15 protein-coding genes are annotated in these 17,929 nt (G+C 51.7%); 6 read left to right on the top strand and 9 right to left on the bottom strand.

All coding sequences use genetic code 11. From position 1 onward, the window contains the following. Positions 1-5 precede the first annotated feature (5 nt). The 4 genes from NF212_RS04335 to glyA all read right to left on the bottom strand — a co-directional run bounded on the left by NF212_RS04335 (position 6) and on the right by glyA (position 3,680). Entirely contained in the window at positions 6-665 is a 660-nt protein-coding gene (locus NF212_RS04335) for a riboflavin synthase (RefSeq protein ID WP_434359163.1), read from the bottom strand. A gap of 49 nt (positions 666-714) precedes the next feature. Beyond that, a complete protein-coding gene (ribD, locus tag NF212_RS04330; protein ID WP_434359161.1) occupies positions 715-1,830 on the bottom strand; it encodes a bifunctional diaminohydroxyphosphoribosylaminopyrimidine deaminase/5-amino-6-(5-phosphoribosylamino)uracil reductase RibD in 1,116 nt (371 codons plus the stop codon). Between the two features lie 5 nt (positions 1,831-1,835). Beyond that, positions 1,836-2,285: a transcriptional regulator NrdR gene (gene nrdR / locus NF212_RS04325; RefSeq protein WP_054670184.1), complete on the bottom strand. Its 450-nt coding sequence runs from the start codon at positions 2,283-2,285 to the stop codon at positions 1,836-1,838. Between the two features lie 141 nt (positions 2,286-2,426). After that, entirely contained in the window at positions 2,427-3,680 is a 1,254-nt protein-coding gene (glyA, locus tag NF212_RS04320; protein WP_434359158.1) for a serine hydroxymethyltransferase, read from the bottom strand. Between the two features lie 455 nt (positions 3,681-4,135). Here glyA and NF212_RS04315 point away from each other — a divergent pair, with 455 nt between their 5' ends. The 5 genes from NF212_RS04315 (at position 4,136) to NF212_RS04295 (ending at position 9,580) form a co-directional block, all read left to right on the top strand. Then, entirely contained in the window at positions 4,136-4,744 is a 609-nt protein-coding gene (locus NF212_RS04315; protein WP_434359156.1) for a YitT family protein, read from the top strand. Positions 4,745-5,114: 370 nt separating this feature from the next. Beyond that, positions 5,115-6,182 (top strand): quaternary amine ABC transporter ATP-binding protein, encoded by a 1,068-nt coding sequence (locus NF212_RS04310; RefSeq protein ID WP_434359154.1) that lies wholly within the window; start codon positions 5,115-5,117, stop codon positions 6,180-6,182. Next, on the top strand, positions 6,175-7,494 hold the full coding sequence (locus NF212_RS04305) for an ABC transporter permease (RefSeq protein WP_434359152.1): 1,320 nt from the start codon (positions 6,175-6,177) through the stop codon (positions 7,492-7,494). Before NF212_RS04310 ends, NF212_RS04305 begins: the two co-directional genes overlap by 8 nt. A gap of 91 nt (positions 7,495-7,585) precedes the next feature. Next, a complete protein-coding gene (locus NF212_RS04300; RefSeq protein WP_434359150.1) occupies positions 7,586-8,590 on the top strand; it encodes an ABC transporter substrate-binding protein in 1,005 nt (334 codons plus the stop codon). A gap of 78 nt (positions 8,591-8,668) precedes the next feature. After that, positions 8,669-9,580 carry an alpha/beta hydrolase gene (locus NF212_RS04295; protein WP_434359148.1) on the top strand — a complete coding sequence of 304 codons (912 nt, stop codon included), beginning with the start codon at positions 8,669-8,671 and terminating at the stop codon, positions 9,578-9,580. Positions 9,581-9,641: 61 nt separating this feature from the next. Here the strand turns inward: NF212_RS04295 and NF212_RS04290 are convergent, their stop codons facing one another. The 3 genes from NF212_RS04290 to NF212_RS04280 all read right to left on the bottom strand — a co-directional run bounded on the left by NF212_RS04290 (position 9,642) and on the right by NF212_RS04280 (position 12,775). Further along, a complete protein-coding gene (locus NF212_RS04290; RefSeq protein ID WP_434359146.1) occupies positions 9,642-10,610 on the bottom strand; it encodes a 3-hydroxyacyl-CoA dehydrogenase NAD-binding domain-containing protein in 969 nt (322 codons plus the stop codon). Between the two features lie 11 nt (positions 10,611-10,621). Next, positions 10,622-11,512 carry a 3-keto-5-aminohexanoate cleavage protein gene (locus NF212_RS04285; RefSeq protein WP_434359144.1) on the bottom strand — a complete coding sequence of 297 codons (891 nt, stop codon included), beginning with the start codon at positions 11,510-11,512 and terminating at the stop codon, positions 10,622-10,624. A 306-nt stretch (positions 11,513-11,818) separates the two neighbouring features. After that, positions 11,819-12,775 carry a GlxA family transcriptional regulator gene (locus NF212_RS04280; protein WP_434359142.1) on the bottom strand — a complete coding sequence of 319 codons (957 nt, stop codon included), beginning with the start codon at positions 12,773-12,775 and terminating at the stop codon, positions 11,819-11,821. A 164-nt stretch (positions 12,776-12,939) separates the two neighbouring features. Here NF212_RS04280 and NF212_RS04275 point away from each other — a divergent pair, with 164 nt between their 5' ends. Next, a complete protein-coding gene (locus NF212_RS04275) occupies positions 12,940-13,428 on the top strand; it encodes a thioesterase family protein (protein ID WP_434359140.1) in 489 nt (162 codons plus the stop codon). Between the two features lie 69 nt (positions 13,429-13,497). Here the strand turns inward: NF212_RS04275 and glnB are convergent, their stop codons facing one another. Then, positions 13,498-13,836, bottom strand: a complete 339-nt coding sequence (glnB, locus tag NF212_RS04270; protein ID WP_054670161.1) for a nitrogen regulatory protein P-II — start codon at positions 13,834-13,836, stop codon at positions 13,498-13,500. A gap of 130 nt (positions 13,837-13,966) precedes the next feature. Beyond that, positions 13,967-17,863, bottom strand: coding sequence for a phosphoribosylformylglycinamidine synthase (purL, locus tag NF212_RS04265; protein WP_434359138.1), 3,897 nt, complete (start codon positions 17,861-17,863; stop codon positions 13,967-13,969). Positions 17,864-17,929: the final 66 nt, after the last annotated feature.

Raw genomic sequence — 17,929 nt, 5'->3', positions numbered from 1 at the left:
TCGAATTATTTTAAGAAGCCGGCTTTAGCCAGCGTTGCCATAGAGAGGCCTGAACCGGCAGGCTCTGCGGCTTTATCCCCCATCATCAGCCGCTCCAGGTACCGGGCAATCACGTCCACCTCCAGGTTAACCTTTCGGCCAGGCTGGAAGCGATCCATGGTTGTTTCTGAGGCAGTGTGAGGAACAATGGTCAGTTTGAAGCGGTTACCATCAACAGCGTTCACTGTCAGGCTGATACCATCTACAGTGATTGAACCTTTCTCGGCAATATACCTTGCAAGCTCTTTCGGCGCTTCGACCCAAAACTCCACGGCCCGGCCTACCGGCTGGCGGGTAGTTATGGTGCCGACACCGTCTACGTGGCCGGAAACAATATGACCGCCAAAACGGGTAGTTGGCTGCATCGCCTTTTCAAGGTTAACCGGCTCACCGGCTTTATAGTGAGCGAATGCCGTGCGGTTGAGGGTCTCGACAGAAAGATCGGCGACGTAGCCATCTTTATTAAGTTTCACCACGGTCAGGCACACACCGTTGGTGGCAATACTGTCACCCAGTTTCACGTCATCCAGAGACAGCTTGCCACTCTGCACAGTGACAGAGACATCTTCACCCTTGGGTGTGATGGCCTTAATACGGCCAACCGCTTCTACAATTCCTGTAAACATCTGTGTTTCCTGTAACACCACAATTGTCAGGCATTACTTCAAAAATCAATTAAACCGGGATGGCCCGGATACGGATATCCCTGCCAACCAGAGTCACATCAGAAATATCCAGCTCTGGGACATCACTCATGGCGGTGATACCGCTAAGTGCTACCAGGCTACGGCTGTCAGCCCCCATCAATTTTGGGGCTTGATAGAGAATAAACTCATCCACCAGCTTTTGCTCAATCAGCGCGCCAGCGAGAGTGGCGCCTGCTTCCACCCAAATCTGGTGCAACCCTTTTTCCGCCAGCAAGTTAAGTGCTGCCGCCAGATCGACACCCGCACCTTTTGCCGGGACGATCAGTTGCTCGACATCCTCACCCCAGGCTTCATCGCCTAGCTGGGTACGAAGCAAAATCACCTTGCCAGGCTGTGAAAACAACAGGTGTTGCGGTTTCACCCGGTTCCGGCTGTCAATCACTACCCGGACCGGCTGGCGTAAATTAGCTTTCTGGTAGTCTTTTTGCACACTCTCAGGAAGCTGCTCCCATCTCACATTCAGGGATGGGTCATCAGCAAGGACTGTGGCACTGGTGGAAAGAATTGCACTGCTCATGGCACGAAATACCTGAACATCACTTCGCGCTTCAGGGCCAGTTATCCATTTGCTTTCACCATTGGCCAGTGCAGTCCGGCCATCCAGACTGGCAGCCAGCTTAAGCTGTACATAAGGCATTCCCGAGCGCATTTTTTTAATGAACCCAGGGTTCAGCGCTTCTGCCTCGGCACCGTAAAGGCCAACATCAACCTGGATCCCGGCACCCTCAAGCATCTTGATGCCACGTCCGGCCACCTGGGGATTGGGATCCACCATGGCGCATACAACGCGTGATACACCGATATTGATCAGAGCCTCTGCACAAGGCGGCGTACGGCCGTAATGTGAGCATGGCTCCAGGGTCACGTAGGCTGTAGCCCCTTTTGCACGATCACCAGCCTGCCGGAGGGCATGGACTTCGGCATGGGGCTCACCGGCTCGAAAGTGGAAACCTTCGCCGATAACCTTTTCCCCTTTGGCAATCACACACCCCACATTCGGGTTTGGCGCCGTGGTAAACCGTCCACCCGCAGCCAGTTCAAGGGCGCGACGCATCATACGGTTGTCGAAATCAGAAAAGGTCATAACCGTTACTTTTCCAGCCGGGCAATTTCTTCACCAAATTCCCGGATGTCCTCAAAACTGCGGTAAACAGAGGCGAAACGGATGTAGGCCACTTTATCCAGCACTTTCAGTGCTTCCATCACCAACTCACCGACCATGTCTGACGGAATTTCACGTTCGCCGGTCGCACGGATTCGGGATTTAATGGTGTTGATGGCTTTTTCAATGTCATCAGCGCTGACTGGGCGCTTTTCCAACGCCCGCAGGAAACCGCCACGTAACTTGTTCTCATTGAACGGTTCGCGGTTGCCGTTACTCTTGATGATGCCGGGCATCACCAGTTCAGCGGATTCAAAGGTCGTGAATCGTTCGCTGCACGCCAGGCACTGGCGGCGTCGACGTACCTGGTGACCATCTGCCACCAAGCGGGAATCGATGACTTTGGTATCAGTCGCAGCACAAAATGGACAGTGCATTAGGCCTCCTCTATTTATCGAGGGACAGTGTACCCGATTTCCCCTTAAGCAAGAAAGGAAGGGAGACGGAAAGCTGGTTCAGATAATTCGCAAAATACAAAAATGGCACCCGCAGGTGCCACTTTGTTTAACCAGTTAAATTTACGCGTAAACTGGCAGGCGCTTACAGATATCAAGCACCTTGTTTTTGGTCGCTTCGATAACGGCTTCGTTATCGATGTTGTCCAATACGTCACACATCCAGCCAGCCAGCGCCTTGGCATCTTCTTCAGTAAAGCCACGACGGGTGATTGACGGTGTACCAACTCGGATACCGGAAGTGACAAACGGGCTGCGTGGGTCATTTGGCACACTGTTCTTGTTCACAGTCATGTTGGCACGGCCCAGAGCAGCGTCTGCATCTTTACCTGTGATGTCCTTGTCAATCAGGTCAACCAGGAACAGGTGGTTTTCAGTGCCGCCGGATACGATTTTGTATCCGCGCTCAAGGAATACGCTCACCATCGCTTTAGCGTTATCAACAACACGCTGCTGGTAGGCTGTGAACTCTGGCTCCATCGCTTCTTTGAACGCAACTGCCTTTGCAGCAATAACGTGCATCAGAGGGCCACCCTGTCCACCAGGGAATACCGCTGAGTTCAGCTTCTTGTAGAGTTCTTCGTCATTTGCACCAGAGACAATCAGGCCGCCACGTGGGCCAGCCAGCGTCTTGTGTGTGGTGGTGGTAACAACATGAGCATGAGGAACCGGTGTTGGGTAAACACCTGCTGCCACCAAGCCGGCAACGTGGGCCATATCCACGAACAGGTAAGCACCAATTTTGTCAGCGATTTCGCGCAGGCGCTTCCAGTCAACAACCTGAGAATATGCAGAGAAACCACCGATAATCATCTTAGGCTTGTGCTCAAGCGCCAGGGTTTCCACTTCTTCGTAATTAATCTTGCCTTCAGCGTCGATACCGTAAGGGACAACGTTGTAGAGCTTGCCTGAGAAGTTAACAGGGGAACCGTGAGTCAGGTGGCCACCGTGGGCAAGGCTCATACCCAGAACGGTATCACCCGGTTGCAGCAGAGCCATAAAGACAGCGGCATTGGCCTGGGAGCCGGAGTGAGGCTGCACGTTGGCATAAGTGGCACCAAACAGCGAGCAAGCGCGATCAATTGCCAGAGCTTCTGCTTTATCAACAAACTCACAACCGCCGTAGTAGCGCTTACCCGGATAGCCTTCAGCATATTTGTTGGTAAGCTGGGAGCCTTGGGCTTCCATTACACGAGGGCTGGTGTAGTTTTCAGAAGCGATGAGCTCAATGTGTTCTTCCTGACGAGCTACTTCTTCCTGAATCGCAGCATAAAGCTCCGGATCGTAATCAGCGATATTCATGTCACGCTTTAGCATCTGTATCTCCTGACTCAGATAATCCTGAAAGTAAAAAAATGAACCCTGAAATGATGAAATCTGCCAGTTTGACGAAGCCAGCAATCACGGGCGCGCAATCGTTTTCGTCACACTTGCAATAATGGGGGCTATTCTACAAAATTTGATACGGATCAGGTAGCGCTAAAAACATTTTTTCATGAGGATTTCGTGGGAAATTCTCATGATGAGTATGAGTTTTTTTCATTTCCACCCTTAATGACACATCAAATCCCCATGAATCCAGCACATGTAAACAGCTAAGGTTTACACCTTGTTCACCTATGATGACAGTCCATTTTCATTGTTTTACCAGAGGAACTTCATTCTCGCCGCATTCCTAAATACAATGCCTGTCCCGCCTTTTACTGCGGTATTTTCGGAAACAACCTTTTCAGTTTCCACCAGCCAGTATTGATGTGATGTAGGGTAGTAAATTGGAAAAAATAAAGCATTCGGCGCTCGAAGACGTCATTGCCATGGCTTCTGCGTGTTTTATCGTCGCACAGGGTGTGTTTTTCCTCCAGCAGGGAGGATTACTGACCGGGGGCACAACCGGCTTAGCCCTTTTGATGAGCCATTACACCGGCTTGTCTTTCGGCAAACTCTATTTCGCCTGCAACCTTCCTTTTTACTTTATGGCCTGGTGGCGCATCAGCCGTCGTTTTGCCCTGAACAGTATCCTCTGCGGTGGCGCGGTATCAATCATGGTGGATCATATCCCTATGTTCTTCACTCCGGCCTCGCTTGACCCAGCTTACTGTGCTGTTATCGGGGGGTTACTTCTTGGCGTAGGGATGCTGATGCTGTTCAGACACCATGCAAGCCTTGGCGGTATAAACGTATTGGCAGTTTATTGTCAGGACCGTTTTGGCATTAAGGCCGGCAACGTCCAGATCGTTTTTGACTCCGCCATCCTGGTTGCCTCATTCTTTATGGTGTCACCGTGGATAATGGTGTGGTCAGTGGCAGGTGCAGTGATTATCAATATGGTACTGACTATGAATCACCGTAACGACAGGTATCTTGTTGTATACGCTAAATAACTGGAATGCCGCCGCCGGAAAATAAGACTCACTCCGGTGGCGTTATTCGGACAAATTGCCCAAATTAAACCCCTTCAAGCGCCATAAATCCCACCAGTCTCACCACTTCGTAAAATCACACCGGTTAGCGATCTGTATAAGATTGGGATGTAGCACATCAATCACTTCGCTTTTTATCAATCATCATTCGATATTATTCAAAAACTCACCGTCCAGTTCCGTAACTTGGTTATACGAAAACCAAAATAAAACGTCATGGATACATTTTTGTAACAAGAGCAATAATTAAAATAAGCATCTTGTTTTATATTGTCACCCAAGAAGCAAACACAATAACCGAAGCGACATCTCGGCCTACCAGGTGAGGACTATGACTATACAGGAAGTAAGCAAGCCCGCGATAGAATGTCGAAACGTATGGAAGATATTTGGGCATCGTGCAGATGAAGCACTGCAAGCAGTAAAACAAAGGGGTCTCAGCAAAGACGAAGTACACAGCGAATTTGATTGTGTAGTAGGTGTTGCCAATGCTTCATTTCAAGCCCATCAAGGCGAGATCTTCTGCATTATGGGACTTTCCGGAAGCGGAAAGTCCACCCTCGTACGCCACATTAACCGGCTGATAGAACCCACCTCCGGTGACATCCTCATCGGTGACGTTGATATCAATGCGCTGAACCCGGAACAGCTCCGGCAAATCCGTGCCGAAAAAATCGGGATGGTATTTCAGCACACCGCACTGCTTCCCCACAGGACCGTACAGGAAAACGTGGCTCTGGGACTGGAGCTGCGTAATGTGGATGAACAAAAACGCCTTCGGATAGCCCAGGACAAACTGGATCTGGTACAACTGAGTGGCTGGGAGGACCGGCTCCCTTCAGAACTGTCGGGCGGTATGCAACAGCGCGTCGGGCTTGCTCGCGCCATGGCGGCTGACCCGGAAATATTGCTTATGGATGAACCCTTCAGTGCCCTGGATCCGCTCATCCGGCGGCAATTGCAGGACCAGTTTCTGGCACTTTCCAAATCAATGAACAAAACCACCCTGTTCATTACCCACGATCTGGATGAGGCAATCCGTATCGGAAACCGAATCGCCATCATGAAGGACGGAGAAATCGTCCAGATTGGCACCCCGGAAGAGATTGTCACCCAACCGGCAAACGAATACGTTGCAGAATTCGTCAAAGACATCTCCAAACTCAAATTAGTCAGTGCGGAGGCAATTATGGTGCCTCTCGATAAGGTGCAACCTCATCCTGCACTTGATCTGACGGAATGCCCTGTCGCCGAACGGGAATCGGACCTGGATCACCTGATTGACCTTGCCGTTGAACATGAACGCCCCATTGTTATTGAAGACAACGGAACCCCAATAGGTATTGTCACAACACAGTTGCTCCTGCGCGGAATTAAAGGGGAAAAACAAAATGACTGACACTTCAAAAGCAACCCACCGTGAAACCGAGCAACTGAAGGCATTCCTGGTCAGCTCCACCGATTACTACACAAACCAGTTTACCCAGATAGCAAACGGGAGAACGCTTTCAATCAATACCGCAGCCATGCTCTGGGGGCCATTGTGGGCTGCCAGCCGGGGAATTTGGGGATTATTTTGGATACTGGCCGCCACTGACGTCATGGGGCTGGTCATGCTTGGTTCCCAATTGGGTGCTGAGTCCCAAAATATCGCCCCCGGCCTTTTGGTATTTCTCGCAGGCAGGCTTTTAGGGGGGCTTGCGGCCAACCGGGTTTACCACAATTTGTTTAACCGCTGGAAAATCAACCCCACGGATAATTGCGGTACCAGTACCAACAGGATGTTTACCGGGCTGCTGCTCGTTGTTGCCATCTACCCCATCACCATCTATCGATTTTGTGCTTCGGAAGTTGTCAGCTTTGTAGAGACTTTCCCCCACTCCCGGACCATTACCAAAGGGACAGCAAAAGGCATAGACGCAGCAGTAGACTGGCTAACGATCTCTTTTGAGAGTTTCTTCGAGTCAATAACCTGGACCATCAGGGAGATCCTCAATTTACTGGAACTGATTTTCATCGGTATCCCCTGGCCTGTGATGGCGCTTCTGCTCCTTCTGACCGCATGGAAAATGGCTGGGTGGCGGGTAGTTGCGTTCACAGCATTTGCATTGGCCTATCTTGGGATCTTCGGTTTTTGGGATAAAGCCATGAGCACAATGGCCCTTGTCGGCGCCTCGGTATTCATTTGCCTGATCATTGGTGCACCACTGGGTATTTTCGCGGCCAAAAGCCCCCGGTTTAACGCCATTCTTAACCCCCTGCTCGATTTGATGCAGACAATGCCCAGCTTTGTTTACCTCATCCCGGCAATCGCCTTTTTCTCAGTTGGGAAACCCCCTGCAGTGCTGGCAACAGTGGTATTTGCTATGCCGCCGATGATCCGTCTGACCTGTCTGGGGATACAGCAAATCGATAAATCGGTGATTGAAGCCATGCTGGCATTCGGAGCAAGCCCCAGACAGATTCTGTTCAAAGCCGAATTACCCCTGGCAGTGCCATCCATCATGACGGGTATCAACCAGAGCATCATGATGAGCCTGTCCATGGTTGTCGTTGCTGCGCTAATCGGCGCCGGAGGACTGGGGTACGACGTGCTCTTCTCCCTCCAGCACCTTGAAGCAGGCAAAGGGCTCCTGGCCGGGTTGGCGATTGTCCTTTGCGCAATGATCCTTGACCGCATCATTCAGGGACGCCACAAACAGACTCAATAAAAATGTTGGGGGGACGACCTCTCCCCATATTGGTGAATGAGAAATCACGTACGACGAAACATCACATTACCGTGCAAAAAGAGGGAACCGAATGCATAAGAAAATAACAACTTTGGGCTTGTCCGCATTGTTGGGACTGTCTGCAGCAGCTCAGGCTAAAGAAACTGTCGTCATAGGTGAAGTCACCTGGGACGCATCTTTAGCTATCGAGAATGTGTTAAAAGTGGTGATGGAAAAGCACTTGGATGTCAATGTCGAAATCATCGCAGCAGACCAGGCAGCTATCTGGGCTGCCATGGACAAAGGAAAGGGCAGTATTGATGTCCACCCTGACGTTTGGACATCATCACAAACCCAACCCTGGGCCAAATTTGTTGCTCCGGGCAGCAAAGAATCTGTCCGGGCAAACAGCATTCCCTACCTCGGTACCGATGGTTTTTTCATTCCCGGTTATATCCAGGATGAGTACGGCGTAAAGACTGTTCATGACCTTGCAAAACCTGAAATTGCCAAGCTGTTTGACAGTGACGGAGATGGTAAGGGCGAATATTGGCCAGGTGCTCCCGGTTGGTCAGGTGTGAAAATCAATCAGGTAAAAGCCAAAGGATATGGCTTTGACAAGTATTACACCCCGGTCATCATTTCTGATTCCTTGATAAAGGCCCAGCTTAAAACTGCTTACAGAAAGAAAAAGGGAATCCTTTTCTATTACTGGACGCCGGAGTGGATTCACTCAGCCTACGACCTGAGAAAGCTGGAAGAACCTGAATTTACCGGTTATGCCGGAGACTCCAAAAAAGGGCATGTTGAATACAACCCTGATGGTTGTTACAAGTTTAACGATACTGAGAACTGGCTGGAAGACAGCGCAATAACGTGCGGGGCACCGACTACAGAGGTCTATGTTGCCTACAGTGCCTCACTGGAAACACGCGCACCAAAAGTCGCTAACTTCCTGAAAAATGTTTCTTTTGATGCATCAGAAGTCAGCCAGTGGATATACAGTATTGCCGAGGATGATGAAGAACCGGCAGATGTCGCACAACAGTGGGTAGAACAGAACCCTGATGTCATTGAAGGTTGGCTCAGCGAATAACGGCTGTACAACATTACTGATACCAGTTAACCGGGTTGTACCTGCACAGGTACAACCTTTTTCATTTGCGGGGATGCAATGTCAGAACGTTACAAACTCAGCCCTTACATGAACCGGTTCGTGGAACAGAGCCTGTCTTTTTTCCCATCAAGTATCACCGCTCAGGGCATTGATGCTGAACGAAAGGCTTATGACCTGATGGCAAACAAGATGTCACTTCCCAGGCCTGCAGAGATTGAGGTCTGTGACATTGAAATTGGCGGCATCAATGTGCGGAACTATTTACCGGGCGGGAGATCTCCATCGGGACGGGTTCTGTTCGTCCATGGCGGAGGCTGGTACCTTGGCAATCTTGACAGCCATGACAGCTTTTGCGGCCATCTTTCCAACGATTGCAGTATCGCTGTTACTTCGGTTGATTACCGGCTGGCGCCTGAATTCCCTTATCCTGCTGCGCTGGATGATGTTTACTCCGTCTATAAAGCCATGCTGGTGAAAGACAGGATACCGCCGTTGGTGGTTGGAGACAGTGCCGGGGGAAATTTGATTGCAGCGTTAAGTTTCCGGTGCCGGCGTTTGGGAGCTCCGATGCCAACAGCGCAGATACTCATCTACCCATGCCTTGCAAAACCGGGCAGTCTTAAATCCCATAACACCTTGAGTGATGCCCCGTTGTTGTCTTCTGACTCAATTAACCAGTGTTGGAAGGGTTATCACAATGGCCAGTTTGATGAGTTGGATGAAGAGATGCTGCCGCTGCTGGCCGATTCATTCGAAGGCCTTCCGCCCGCGTCGGTCTTCGCTGCCGAATATGACCCGTTGGTGGATGATGCAAAGGAGTATTTCAAAAACCTGAGGCAGGCAGGAAACCCCGCGCACCTTTGCCTTGTCAGCGGCATGGTACATGGCGGGCTCAGAGCGCATGGGTATGCTCCGGAAGGGGACATTCTTTATAACAAAATCTGCCAGGAAGTGAAAAAAAGACGCTGATCTTATCAGCGTCAATTAACAACACACGACGGCTAAGGCCAAATTCAGGCTGCTACACTGTTCAGCGCTGTATGCCTTTTTCTTCCCTGTACTCCTTCAAGGTGTTCATGATCCTGATTAGGCAATCGTCCCGCTCCTGGATCAAATCATTGATGGTTGCTCCATTTGCCTGGTTGAGGCAGCCCGCAATCATGTCGTCCTTAAGTTGCTGGGTAAGCTCAGGAGCTTCAAGACGGGTCCACGGTTCCTTCAGCGATTCTTCAAAGTGATCCAGAAGATGAGCCATGCCTCCCTGACCGCCACCGAGGTGGTAGGTCAGGCAATGCCCCATAATGGCCCAGCGAAGGCCCGGTCCGTATGCGATAGCCTTGTCAATGTCTTCAACCGAACACTCCTTGTTGGCAACCATATGCAAGGCTTCCCGCCAGAGCGCTTCCTGCAGCCTGTTGCCGATAAAACCAGGGAGCTCCCGGTCCATCTTGGCAACCTGCTTTTCAACTGACTCATAAAATTCAGCCGTCCAGTCAACAACCTCCTGGCTGGTTTGCTTACCGCCACACACTTCGCAAAACGGTACCAGGTAAGGAGGGTTGAAAGGGTGCCCCACTACGAAACGCTCAGGATGGTGAGCCACATCCTTTACCATGTCTGTCATGGCAAAACCGGACGTACTGGAGATGATAACGACATCTTCCGGGGTTATTTCATCCAGGGTGGCAAATAAAGCCCGTTTGTTATCCAGGTTTTCCGGCGTACTTTCCTGAATCACTTCTACACTGGCAGCAAGATCCTCAAGGCTGTCTGCAAAACTGAGCCGGGTGGGTGAGGCTCCCTCTCTCAAGCCCAGCTTTTCCATGGTCGGCCAAATATTGTCAACCATGGCGAGCAACCGGTCTTTGGAGCCCGGACCGGGGTCATAAGCGATGACGTCTTTGCCCATACGCAAGAAGTGCAGCACCCAGGCTCCGCCAATTACACCGGTACCGATCGCACCGACTTTTGTCACATCATTTGGATTAGGTTTACTCATTGCTCAGATCCTCACTGTGTGCCGCGCAAGCGGAGTTTTTCCCGAGCTTCAGCAGGATTAAGCACTTTGCCACCCATGTTCTCGACGATATTTACCGCACGTTCAACCAACTGACCGTTGGTTGCCATCACCCCTTTACCCAAATACAGGTTGTCTTCCAGGCCGACCCGGACATGGCCGCCAAGAAGTGCAGACTGCGCAGCCCAAGGCAGTTGGTCCCGGCCCAGCGCAAATGCTGTCCAGTTGGTATTCTCCGGCAACATATCAACCATTCCTTTGAGAATTCCCACTTCAGGAGGAGCCCCCCACGGGATTCCCTGGCACAACTGGAACATCGCGTTATCTTGCAACAATCCTTCTTTTTTCATTTGCAGTGCAAACCAGAGGTTACCGGTATCAAAGATCTCAAGTTCAGCTGTCACGCCGAGTTCCTTTATCCGGGCTGCGCCAACTCTCAACATGTCCGGCGTAGAGACATAAACCAGGTTATTGTTGCCAAAGTTCAGGGATCCGCAATCCAACGTACAGATCTCCGGCTTCAGCGCTTCAATATGGACAAGCCGTTCAGTCGCGCCGATAAGGTCAGTGCCGTCACAAAACTGCGTTGGCTTCTCGTCCGGCCCGATATACAAATCCCCGCCCATTCCCGCAGTGAGATTGATGATCACATCGCAACTTGAAGCCCGCAGGATCTCACAAACTTCTTCATACAACTCTACGCGCCGTGAAGCTTGTTTGGTCTCCGGATCCCGGACATGAATATGAGCAATAGCCGCGCCACTGTTCCACGCTTCAATCGCTGAATCAGCGATTTCCCTAGGTGTTACTGGCACATTCGGATTACGGCTGGCAGTATCCCCTGCCCCCGTTACAGCACACGTAATGATTACATCCCGGTTCATAGTGGCTCTGTCTCTCACTTTTATTGATGGGTCAATTTCATCAAATAAGTCATTTATTTGAGGTCAATATTAAAATTACCCGGATAACGCGCCGCATATTGATTTTTGCCGAAGTAAGATTGACAAATTTCGAACAGTTGAGAGACTGCATGGCTTTTAGTCGGATAATTGAAATGGACTGAAAGTCCCCCAAAAGACAGTTACCAACGGTGAAGGCACCCACTCTCCCATATGACCTCAACAGGTGGGATAAAACGTACTCTCAGTGTGCAGGGCTACCGAAATATCGCGGGCGGACAGAAGCCGTCAGCGTTCATCACTGGGTTTTTTGCTGAAATGACGATGGTAACTGCGGGTGAAGTGCGAAAGGGAAGCAAAGCCACAGGCAACGGCAATGCTGGTTACGCTGTCAGACGTTTGTTGTAACATCCAGCGAGCCTGTTCGAGACGTAAGCTTCGGTAGTAAGCGCTGGGTGTCGTTTGCAGGTAGTGTTTAAACAACCTTTCCAGCTCCCTGTCAGATATACCGAGATGTTCGGACAGCTCCGGGATCGACAACGGTTCCTCTATGTTGTGCTCCATGAGCTGAACCGCTTCAATCAGATTGGGGTTACGTGTATCCAGCCGTTTTTGCAGTGACGTCCGTTGGGGATCGCTGTGTTTACGGATCTGGGTATAAACCAGCTCATCAGCAACCGTCATGGCAAGTTCACTGCCATGCTGGGCCGATATCAGGTAAAGCATCATATCCAGGCCCGACAAAGCCCCCGGGCAGGAAAACCTTTTGCGATCGACCACCAGCAGTTCCTGCACAAAGTCCACACTCAAAAAGGTTTCAGCGGTGCTCTGCAGGTTCTCCCAGTGGATCGTTGACCGATAGCCATTCAGGATGCCGGCAGCCGCAGTGATATAAGCCCCGGTATCCTGGCTGCCAATATCCGCACCATGGCTGGCTTGCTGCCGGATAAACCCGAGGATCGTCTGGCTGATACTTCCCTGTGGGTTCTCTCCGGACACTACTATCAACGACTCACAGCGTGCTGCCTCCCGGATACTGGTATGGCTCATGATTTCTATGGCATCGCTGCTTGTGACCAGCCCCCCGTGCTCCGAAATCAGCTCCCACCGGTACAACTCTTTGCCACTGGCACGATTAGCGTGGCGCAAAGGATCCAGCATCGCCGTCAGGCCAAACAGGGAAAAACCCGGAATGAGGAGGAAACTGATTTTATGGGGTTCATTGCTTGTTCTGGGGTCAAACATCCTTTTTCCTGCCTATCTCAAACAACGAGAGTATCGAACCGGATATTCGACATTTATCATTAAATATGCGGCTAAACACAAATTCCAACCACTAATCCTAATAGCATTTCCCTGTCGGGAAAATATGAAACCAGCTACCCCAAATTTTAGCTTAGGAAAAAGAAATGGACTTAAATGTTGTTTTCACAGGGAATGTAAGGCAAGAATGGATTGACTATAACGGCCATATGAACGATGCCTGTTATGTTTCAGTGTTCAGCCTCGGGATTGATAATTTTATTCTCCAGCTGGGTATGGATGAAACTTACAGAAATATCGAAAAGTGCTCAATATTCACCTTGCAAAGCATGGTGCATTACTTACAGGAAGCCTCAGAAAACGATCCACTCATTGTGACAGCGCAATTACTTGAGCATGACGAAAAAAAATTGCGGGTTTTCTTCACAATGCGTAATGGCACCAGTGGTGATGAGCTGGCTGCCATGGAAACGCTGTTGATGCATATCGACATGGAAAACCACCGTTCGGCACCTTTCCGCCCCGAAATAGCCAAAGCTGTTGATAAAGTTCACTCCAGCCACGCGACCCATCCGGTCCCTTCGCTGGCAGGCCGGGCAATTGCGCTCAGCCGGAAAAAAACATCACACCAATAATGCTGAATCTTTCACCAGGATCAAAAAAGGAGAGCCAGGGCTCTCCTTTCCATTCCCGGTAAACCCGGTTTAAATCGCTTCTTCGTCTTCTTCACCGGTACGGATACGTACCACGCGCTCAACATTGAACACGAAAATCTTACCGTCACCGATTTTACCTGTCTGCGCGGTTTCGATAATGGTCTCCACACATTGGTCGGCTACTTCATCACCCACCACGATCTCCAGCTTCACTTTTGGCAGGAAATCAACCATGTACTCAGCACCGCGATACAGCTCGGTATGGCCTTTCTGACGGCCAAAACCCTTCACTTCTGAAACAGTCATCCCTGTAATGCCAACTTCAGCCAGTGCTTCACGTACATCGTCCAGCTTGAAGGGCTTAATAATCGCTTCAATTTTTTTCATCTGGTTAAATCCTTTTGCTTCTTTACCGCAATTCTAATGAACTGGCCTGACATTCGCCAGTTGGCCGGGCAGATATGAGAACAAAAACCGCTGCCAGAGCAGCGGTTTCAGGTCTTGGCAGAACCGGATATTAGCCCAGGTTCACACGGGCATTACGGAACATACGCATCCATGGGCTGTTCTCATCCCAGTCATCCGGGTGCCAGGAGTTGGCAACCGCTCGGAATACACGCTCAGGGTGCGGCATCATAATAGTGACACGCCCGTCTGTGGTCGTCAGACCCGTGATACCGTTTGGAGAACCGTTAGGGTTGGCCGGATAGGTTTCCGTTACCCCGCCACGGTTGCTGACATAACGCAGCGCCACTGTGCCTGAATGTTCAAGGTCTGACAGGTGGTCAGCACCACGAACCTCAACACGGCCTTCACCGTGGGAAACGGCAATCGGCATACGTGAACCGGCCATACCGTTAAAGAACACCGAATCACTCTTTTGCACTTCCACCAGGCTGAAGCGTGCTTCAAAACGCTCAGATTCGTTGCGCACAAAACGTGGCCACAGGTCAGCACCAGGGATAAGTTCACGCAAGTTGGACATCATCTGGCAACCGTTACACACGCCCAGCGCAAACGTATCGAGACGGTGGAAGAAATGTGCGAACTGGTCACGGGCCTGGTTGTTGAACAGGACAGACTTGGCCCAGCCCTCACCGGCACCCAGAACATCCCCGTATGAGAAGCCACCGCACGCTGCCAGCCCACTGAAGGTATTCAGGGTGACATTACCGGACAGAATGTCGCTCATGTGAACGTCAACCGCCTCAAAGCCGGCACGGTCAAAGGCTGCCGCCATTTCCACATGGGAGTTCACACCCTGCTCGCGAAGCACAGCGACTTTCGGTTTGGAGCCCTTGGCAATAAACGGTGCGGCAACATCATCTTCAAGCGCAAATGTCAGGTTGACATTCAGGCCCGGATCTTCGGCATCTTTCTTCGCTTCAAATTCCTGTTTGGCACATTCCGGGTTGTCACGGCGAGCCTGCATTTGGAAGGTGGTTTCTGCCCAGATTGTACGCAGTGCAGTACGGTTCTGGTCAAGAACCAGCGCATCGCCTTGCCAGATCCGGACAGCATCTTCTTCAGTTACTGCACCGAGGACATGGCTGCAATTACCCAGCCCAAAACGTTCCAATGTTTCTACCACATTGTCGACGTCATCCGCTTTCACCTGGATCACTGCGCCAAGCTCTTCGTTAAACAGTGCTGCCAGCGCGTCGTCAGCCGAGAGGGATTCAATATCAACGTCCACACCGGCATGGCCGGCAAATGCCATTTCCGCCAGGGTAACGTAGAGACCGCCATCTGCACGGTCGTGGTATGCCAGCAGTTTGCCGTCACGAAGCAGCGCCTGCATGGCATTGAAGAAACCTTTCAGCAGCTCGGCATTGTCAACGTCAGCCGGTTTGTCACCCAGTTGTTTGTAAACCTGCGCCAGTGCAGTTGCACCCAGACGGTTCTGGCCCTCACCGAGATCAACCAACAGCAGGGCGGTTTCACCTTTGTCAGTGCGCAGCTGCGGAGTCACGGTGTTGCGGACATCTTCAACGCGGGCAAATGCGGTGATGATCAGTGACAATGGTGCGGTAACCTCACGGTTTTCCCCTTCCTGCTCCCACTTGGTTTTCATCGACATGGAGTCTTTACCAACAGGGATGGTCAGGCCAAGTGCCGGACACAACTCCTCACCCACCGCTTTCACAGCTTCATACAGGCCAGCGTCTTCACCTGGGTGGCCGGCTGCAGACATCCAGTTCGCAGACAGCTTGATACGCTTGAGGTCACCGATATCGGCACAGGCGATATTGGTCAGCGACTCGCCTACTGCCATACGGGCAGAGGCAGCAAAATCCAGCAAGGCTGCCGGGGTACGCTCACCCATCGACATCGCTTCACCGTGGTATGTATCGTAGCTCGCAGCGGTTACTGCACAGTTGGCGACAGGAACCTGCCATGGACCAACCATCTGGTCGCGGGCAACCAGGCCGGTAACGGTACGGTCACCAATGGTGATAAGGAAAGTTTTCTCTGCAACCGCAGGAAGTCGCAGTACCCGGTGGGTCGCTTCTTCCAGGTTGATACCGTCACGTACCAGCTCTTTGCCTTCGGCCTTGGCGGAAACCACGTCACGGTGCATTTTAGGCGGCTTGCCGAGCAGGATATCCATCGGCATATCGATTGGGGTGTTGTCGAAGTGGCTGTCTTCCAGCGTCAGTTTACGCTCTTCGGTTGCCACACCCACTACAGCATAAGGCGCACGCTCACGTTTACAGATGGCATCGAACACATCCATGTTTTCCGGCGCGACTGCCATGACATAACGCTCCTGGGATTCGTTACACCAAATCTCAAGCGGGCTCATACCCGGCTCATCATTCGGTACGTCACGCAGTTGGAACAGGCCGCCACGCTCACCGTCATCAACCAGCTCTGGCAGGGCATTGGAAATACCGCCGGCACCTACGTCGTGGATAAAGGCAATCGGGTTGTCATCGCCAAGCTGCCAGCAGCGGTCGATCACTTCCTGGCAACGGCGCTCCATTTCCGGGTTCTCACGCTGCACAGAGGCAAAATCCAGATCTTCAGCAGACTGGCCGGATGCCATGGAAGAGGCGGCACCACCACCGAGACCAATGTTCATCGCCGGGCCACCGAGCACAATCAGGCTGGCGCCAACCGGGATTTCCTTCTTCTGTACATGCTCATCACGGATGTTACCCATACCACCGGCAATCATAATTGGCTTGTGGTAACCGCGCACTTCCTCTCCGTTGTGGGAAGCAACTTTCTCTTCATAGGTACGGAAGTAGCCCAGCAGGTTAGGACGGCCAAACTCGTTGTTGAACGCCGCGCCGCCGAGCGGGCCTTCGGTCATGATATCCAGGGCACTGACAATGCGTCCCGGTTTGCCGAAATCTGTTTCCCAAGGCTGCTCATAGCCCGGAATTCGCAAGTTGGAAACCGTGAAACCTACCAAGCCGGCTTTTGGCTTGCCGCCAATACCGGTTGCACCTTCGTCACGGATCTCACCGCCGGATCCGGTTGACGCGCCCGGCCAGGGGGAAATCGCCGTCGGGTGGTTGTGGGTTTCGACCTTCATCAGGATATGGGCATCTTCCTGATGGTAGGTGTACTGGCGGGAATCGGCATCCGGGAAAAAACGGCCGACATTGGAGCCGGTCATAACGGCAGCATTGTCCTTGTACGCGGACAGGACATACTCACTGTTTTGCTCAAAAGTGTTCTTGATCATCTTAAACAGCGACTTTGGCTGGTCGACTCCGTCTATCGTCCAGTCTGCGTTGAAGATCTTGTGGCGGCAGTGCTCAGAGTTTGCCTGAGCGAACATCATCAGCTCGATGTCGTTCGGGTTGCGACCCAGTTTGGTAAAGCTCTCTACCAGGTAATCAATTTCATCCTCTGCCAGGGCCAGGCCAAGAGAGACGTTGGCGCCTTCCAGTGCTTTACGGCCACCGCACAGTACATCAACAGCGCTCATCGGTGCCGGTTGAGCTTCGGTAAACAGCACATCTGCCGCTTCGAGGCTGTCCAGTACCACTTCCATCATTCGGTCATGGAGCAAGCCCTTCAATGTCGCCAGTTGCCCGGCATCCAGAACTTGGGAGGACTCAATATAGTAAGCCGTACCGCGCTCCAGGCGCTTGATGTTGTTCAGGCCACAGTTGTGAGCAATATCGGTGGCTTTCGAAGACCAGGGCGAGATGGTACCGGGACGTGGAGTGACTACCAGAAGCGTTCCTTCCGGCGCGTGCTCTGCCAGGGTCGGGCCGTACTTGAGCAGGCGGGCGAGCTTTTCCGTCTCTTCGTCATTGAGGGGGGCCGCAATGTGGGCAAAATGCATAAACTCGGCATAGATACCGGTTACAGGCAGGCCGGCTTCAAGACAGCTTTCCAGCAGTTTATTCACCCGGAACTCAGACAAAGCGGGGGAACCACGCAAAATTTCCATGTGTCAACGTCTCTCGGTTTAGCGGTGTGTGATAGGTAACATTGGAGTGGCAGCTCGAAATTCCTT

Origin of the sequence: Parasalinivibrio latis (assembly GCF_036825535.1) — a bacterium.
Lineage (GTDB): Bacteria > Pseudomonadota > Gammaproteobacteria > Enterobacterales > Vibrionaceae > Parasalinivibrio > Parasalinivibrio latis.
This window is presented reverse-complemented; position numbering and strand designations above follow the sequence as displayed.

Bases quoted from the DNA above. Each gene is read 5' to 3' on its own strand.
- NF212_RS04335 (WP_434359163.1), bottom strand. From the start codon at position 665: ATGTTTACAGGAATTGTAGAAGCGGTTGGCCGTATTAAGGCCATCACA.
- ribD (WP_434359161.1), bottom strand. From the start codon at position 1,830: ATGACCTTTTCTGATTTCGACAACCGTATGATGCGTCGCGCCCTTGAA.
- nrdR (WP_054670184.1), bottom strand. From the start codon at position 2,285: ATGCACTGTCCATTTTGTGCTGCGACTGATACCAAAGTCATCGATTCC.
- glyA (WP_434359158.1), bottom strand. From the start codon at position 3,680: ATGCTAAAGCGTGACATGAATATCGCTGATTACGATCCGGAGCTTTAT.
- NF212_RS04310 (WP_434359154.1), top strand. From the start codon at position 5,115: ATGACTATACAGGAAGTAAGCAAGCCCGCGATAGAATGTCGAAACGTA.
- NF212_RS04305 (WP_434359152.1), top strand. From the start codon at position 6,175: ATGACTGACACTTCAAAAGCAACCCACCGTGAAACCGAGCAACTGAAG.
- NF212_RS04300 (WP_434359150.1), top strand. From the start codon at position 7,586: ATGCATAAGAAAATAACAACTTTGGGCTTGTCCGCATTGTTGGGACTG.
- NF212_RS04295 (WP_434359148.1), top strand. From the start codon at position 8,669: ATGTCAGAACGTTACAAACTCAGCCCTTACATGAACCGGTTCGTGGAA.
- NF212_RS04290 (WP_434359146.1), bottom strand. From the start codon at position 10,610: ATGAGTAAACCTAATCCAAATGATGTGACAAAAGTCGGTGCGATCGGT.
- NF212_RS04285 (WP_434359144.1), bottom strand. From the start codon at position 11,512: ATGAACCGGGATGTAATCATTACGTGTGCTGTAACGGGGGCAGGGGAT.
- NF212_RS04280 (WP_434359142.1), bottom strand. From the start codon at position 12,775: ATGTTTGACCCCAGAACAAGCAATGAACCCCATAAAATCAGTTTCCTC.
- NF212_RS04275 (WP_434359140.1), top strand. From the start codon at position 12,940: ATGGACTTAAATGTTGTTTTCACAGGGAATGTAAGGCAAGAATGGATT.
- glnB (WP_054670161.1), bottom strand. From the start codon at position 13,836: ATGAAAAAAATTGAAGCGATTATTAAGCCCTTCAAGCTGGACGATGTA.
- purL (WP_434359138.1), bottom strand. From the start codon at position 17,863: ATGGAAATTTTGCGTGGTTCCCCCGCTTTGTCTGAGTTCCGGGTGAAT.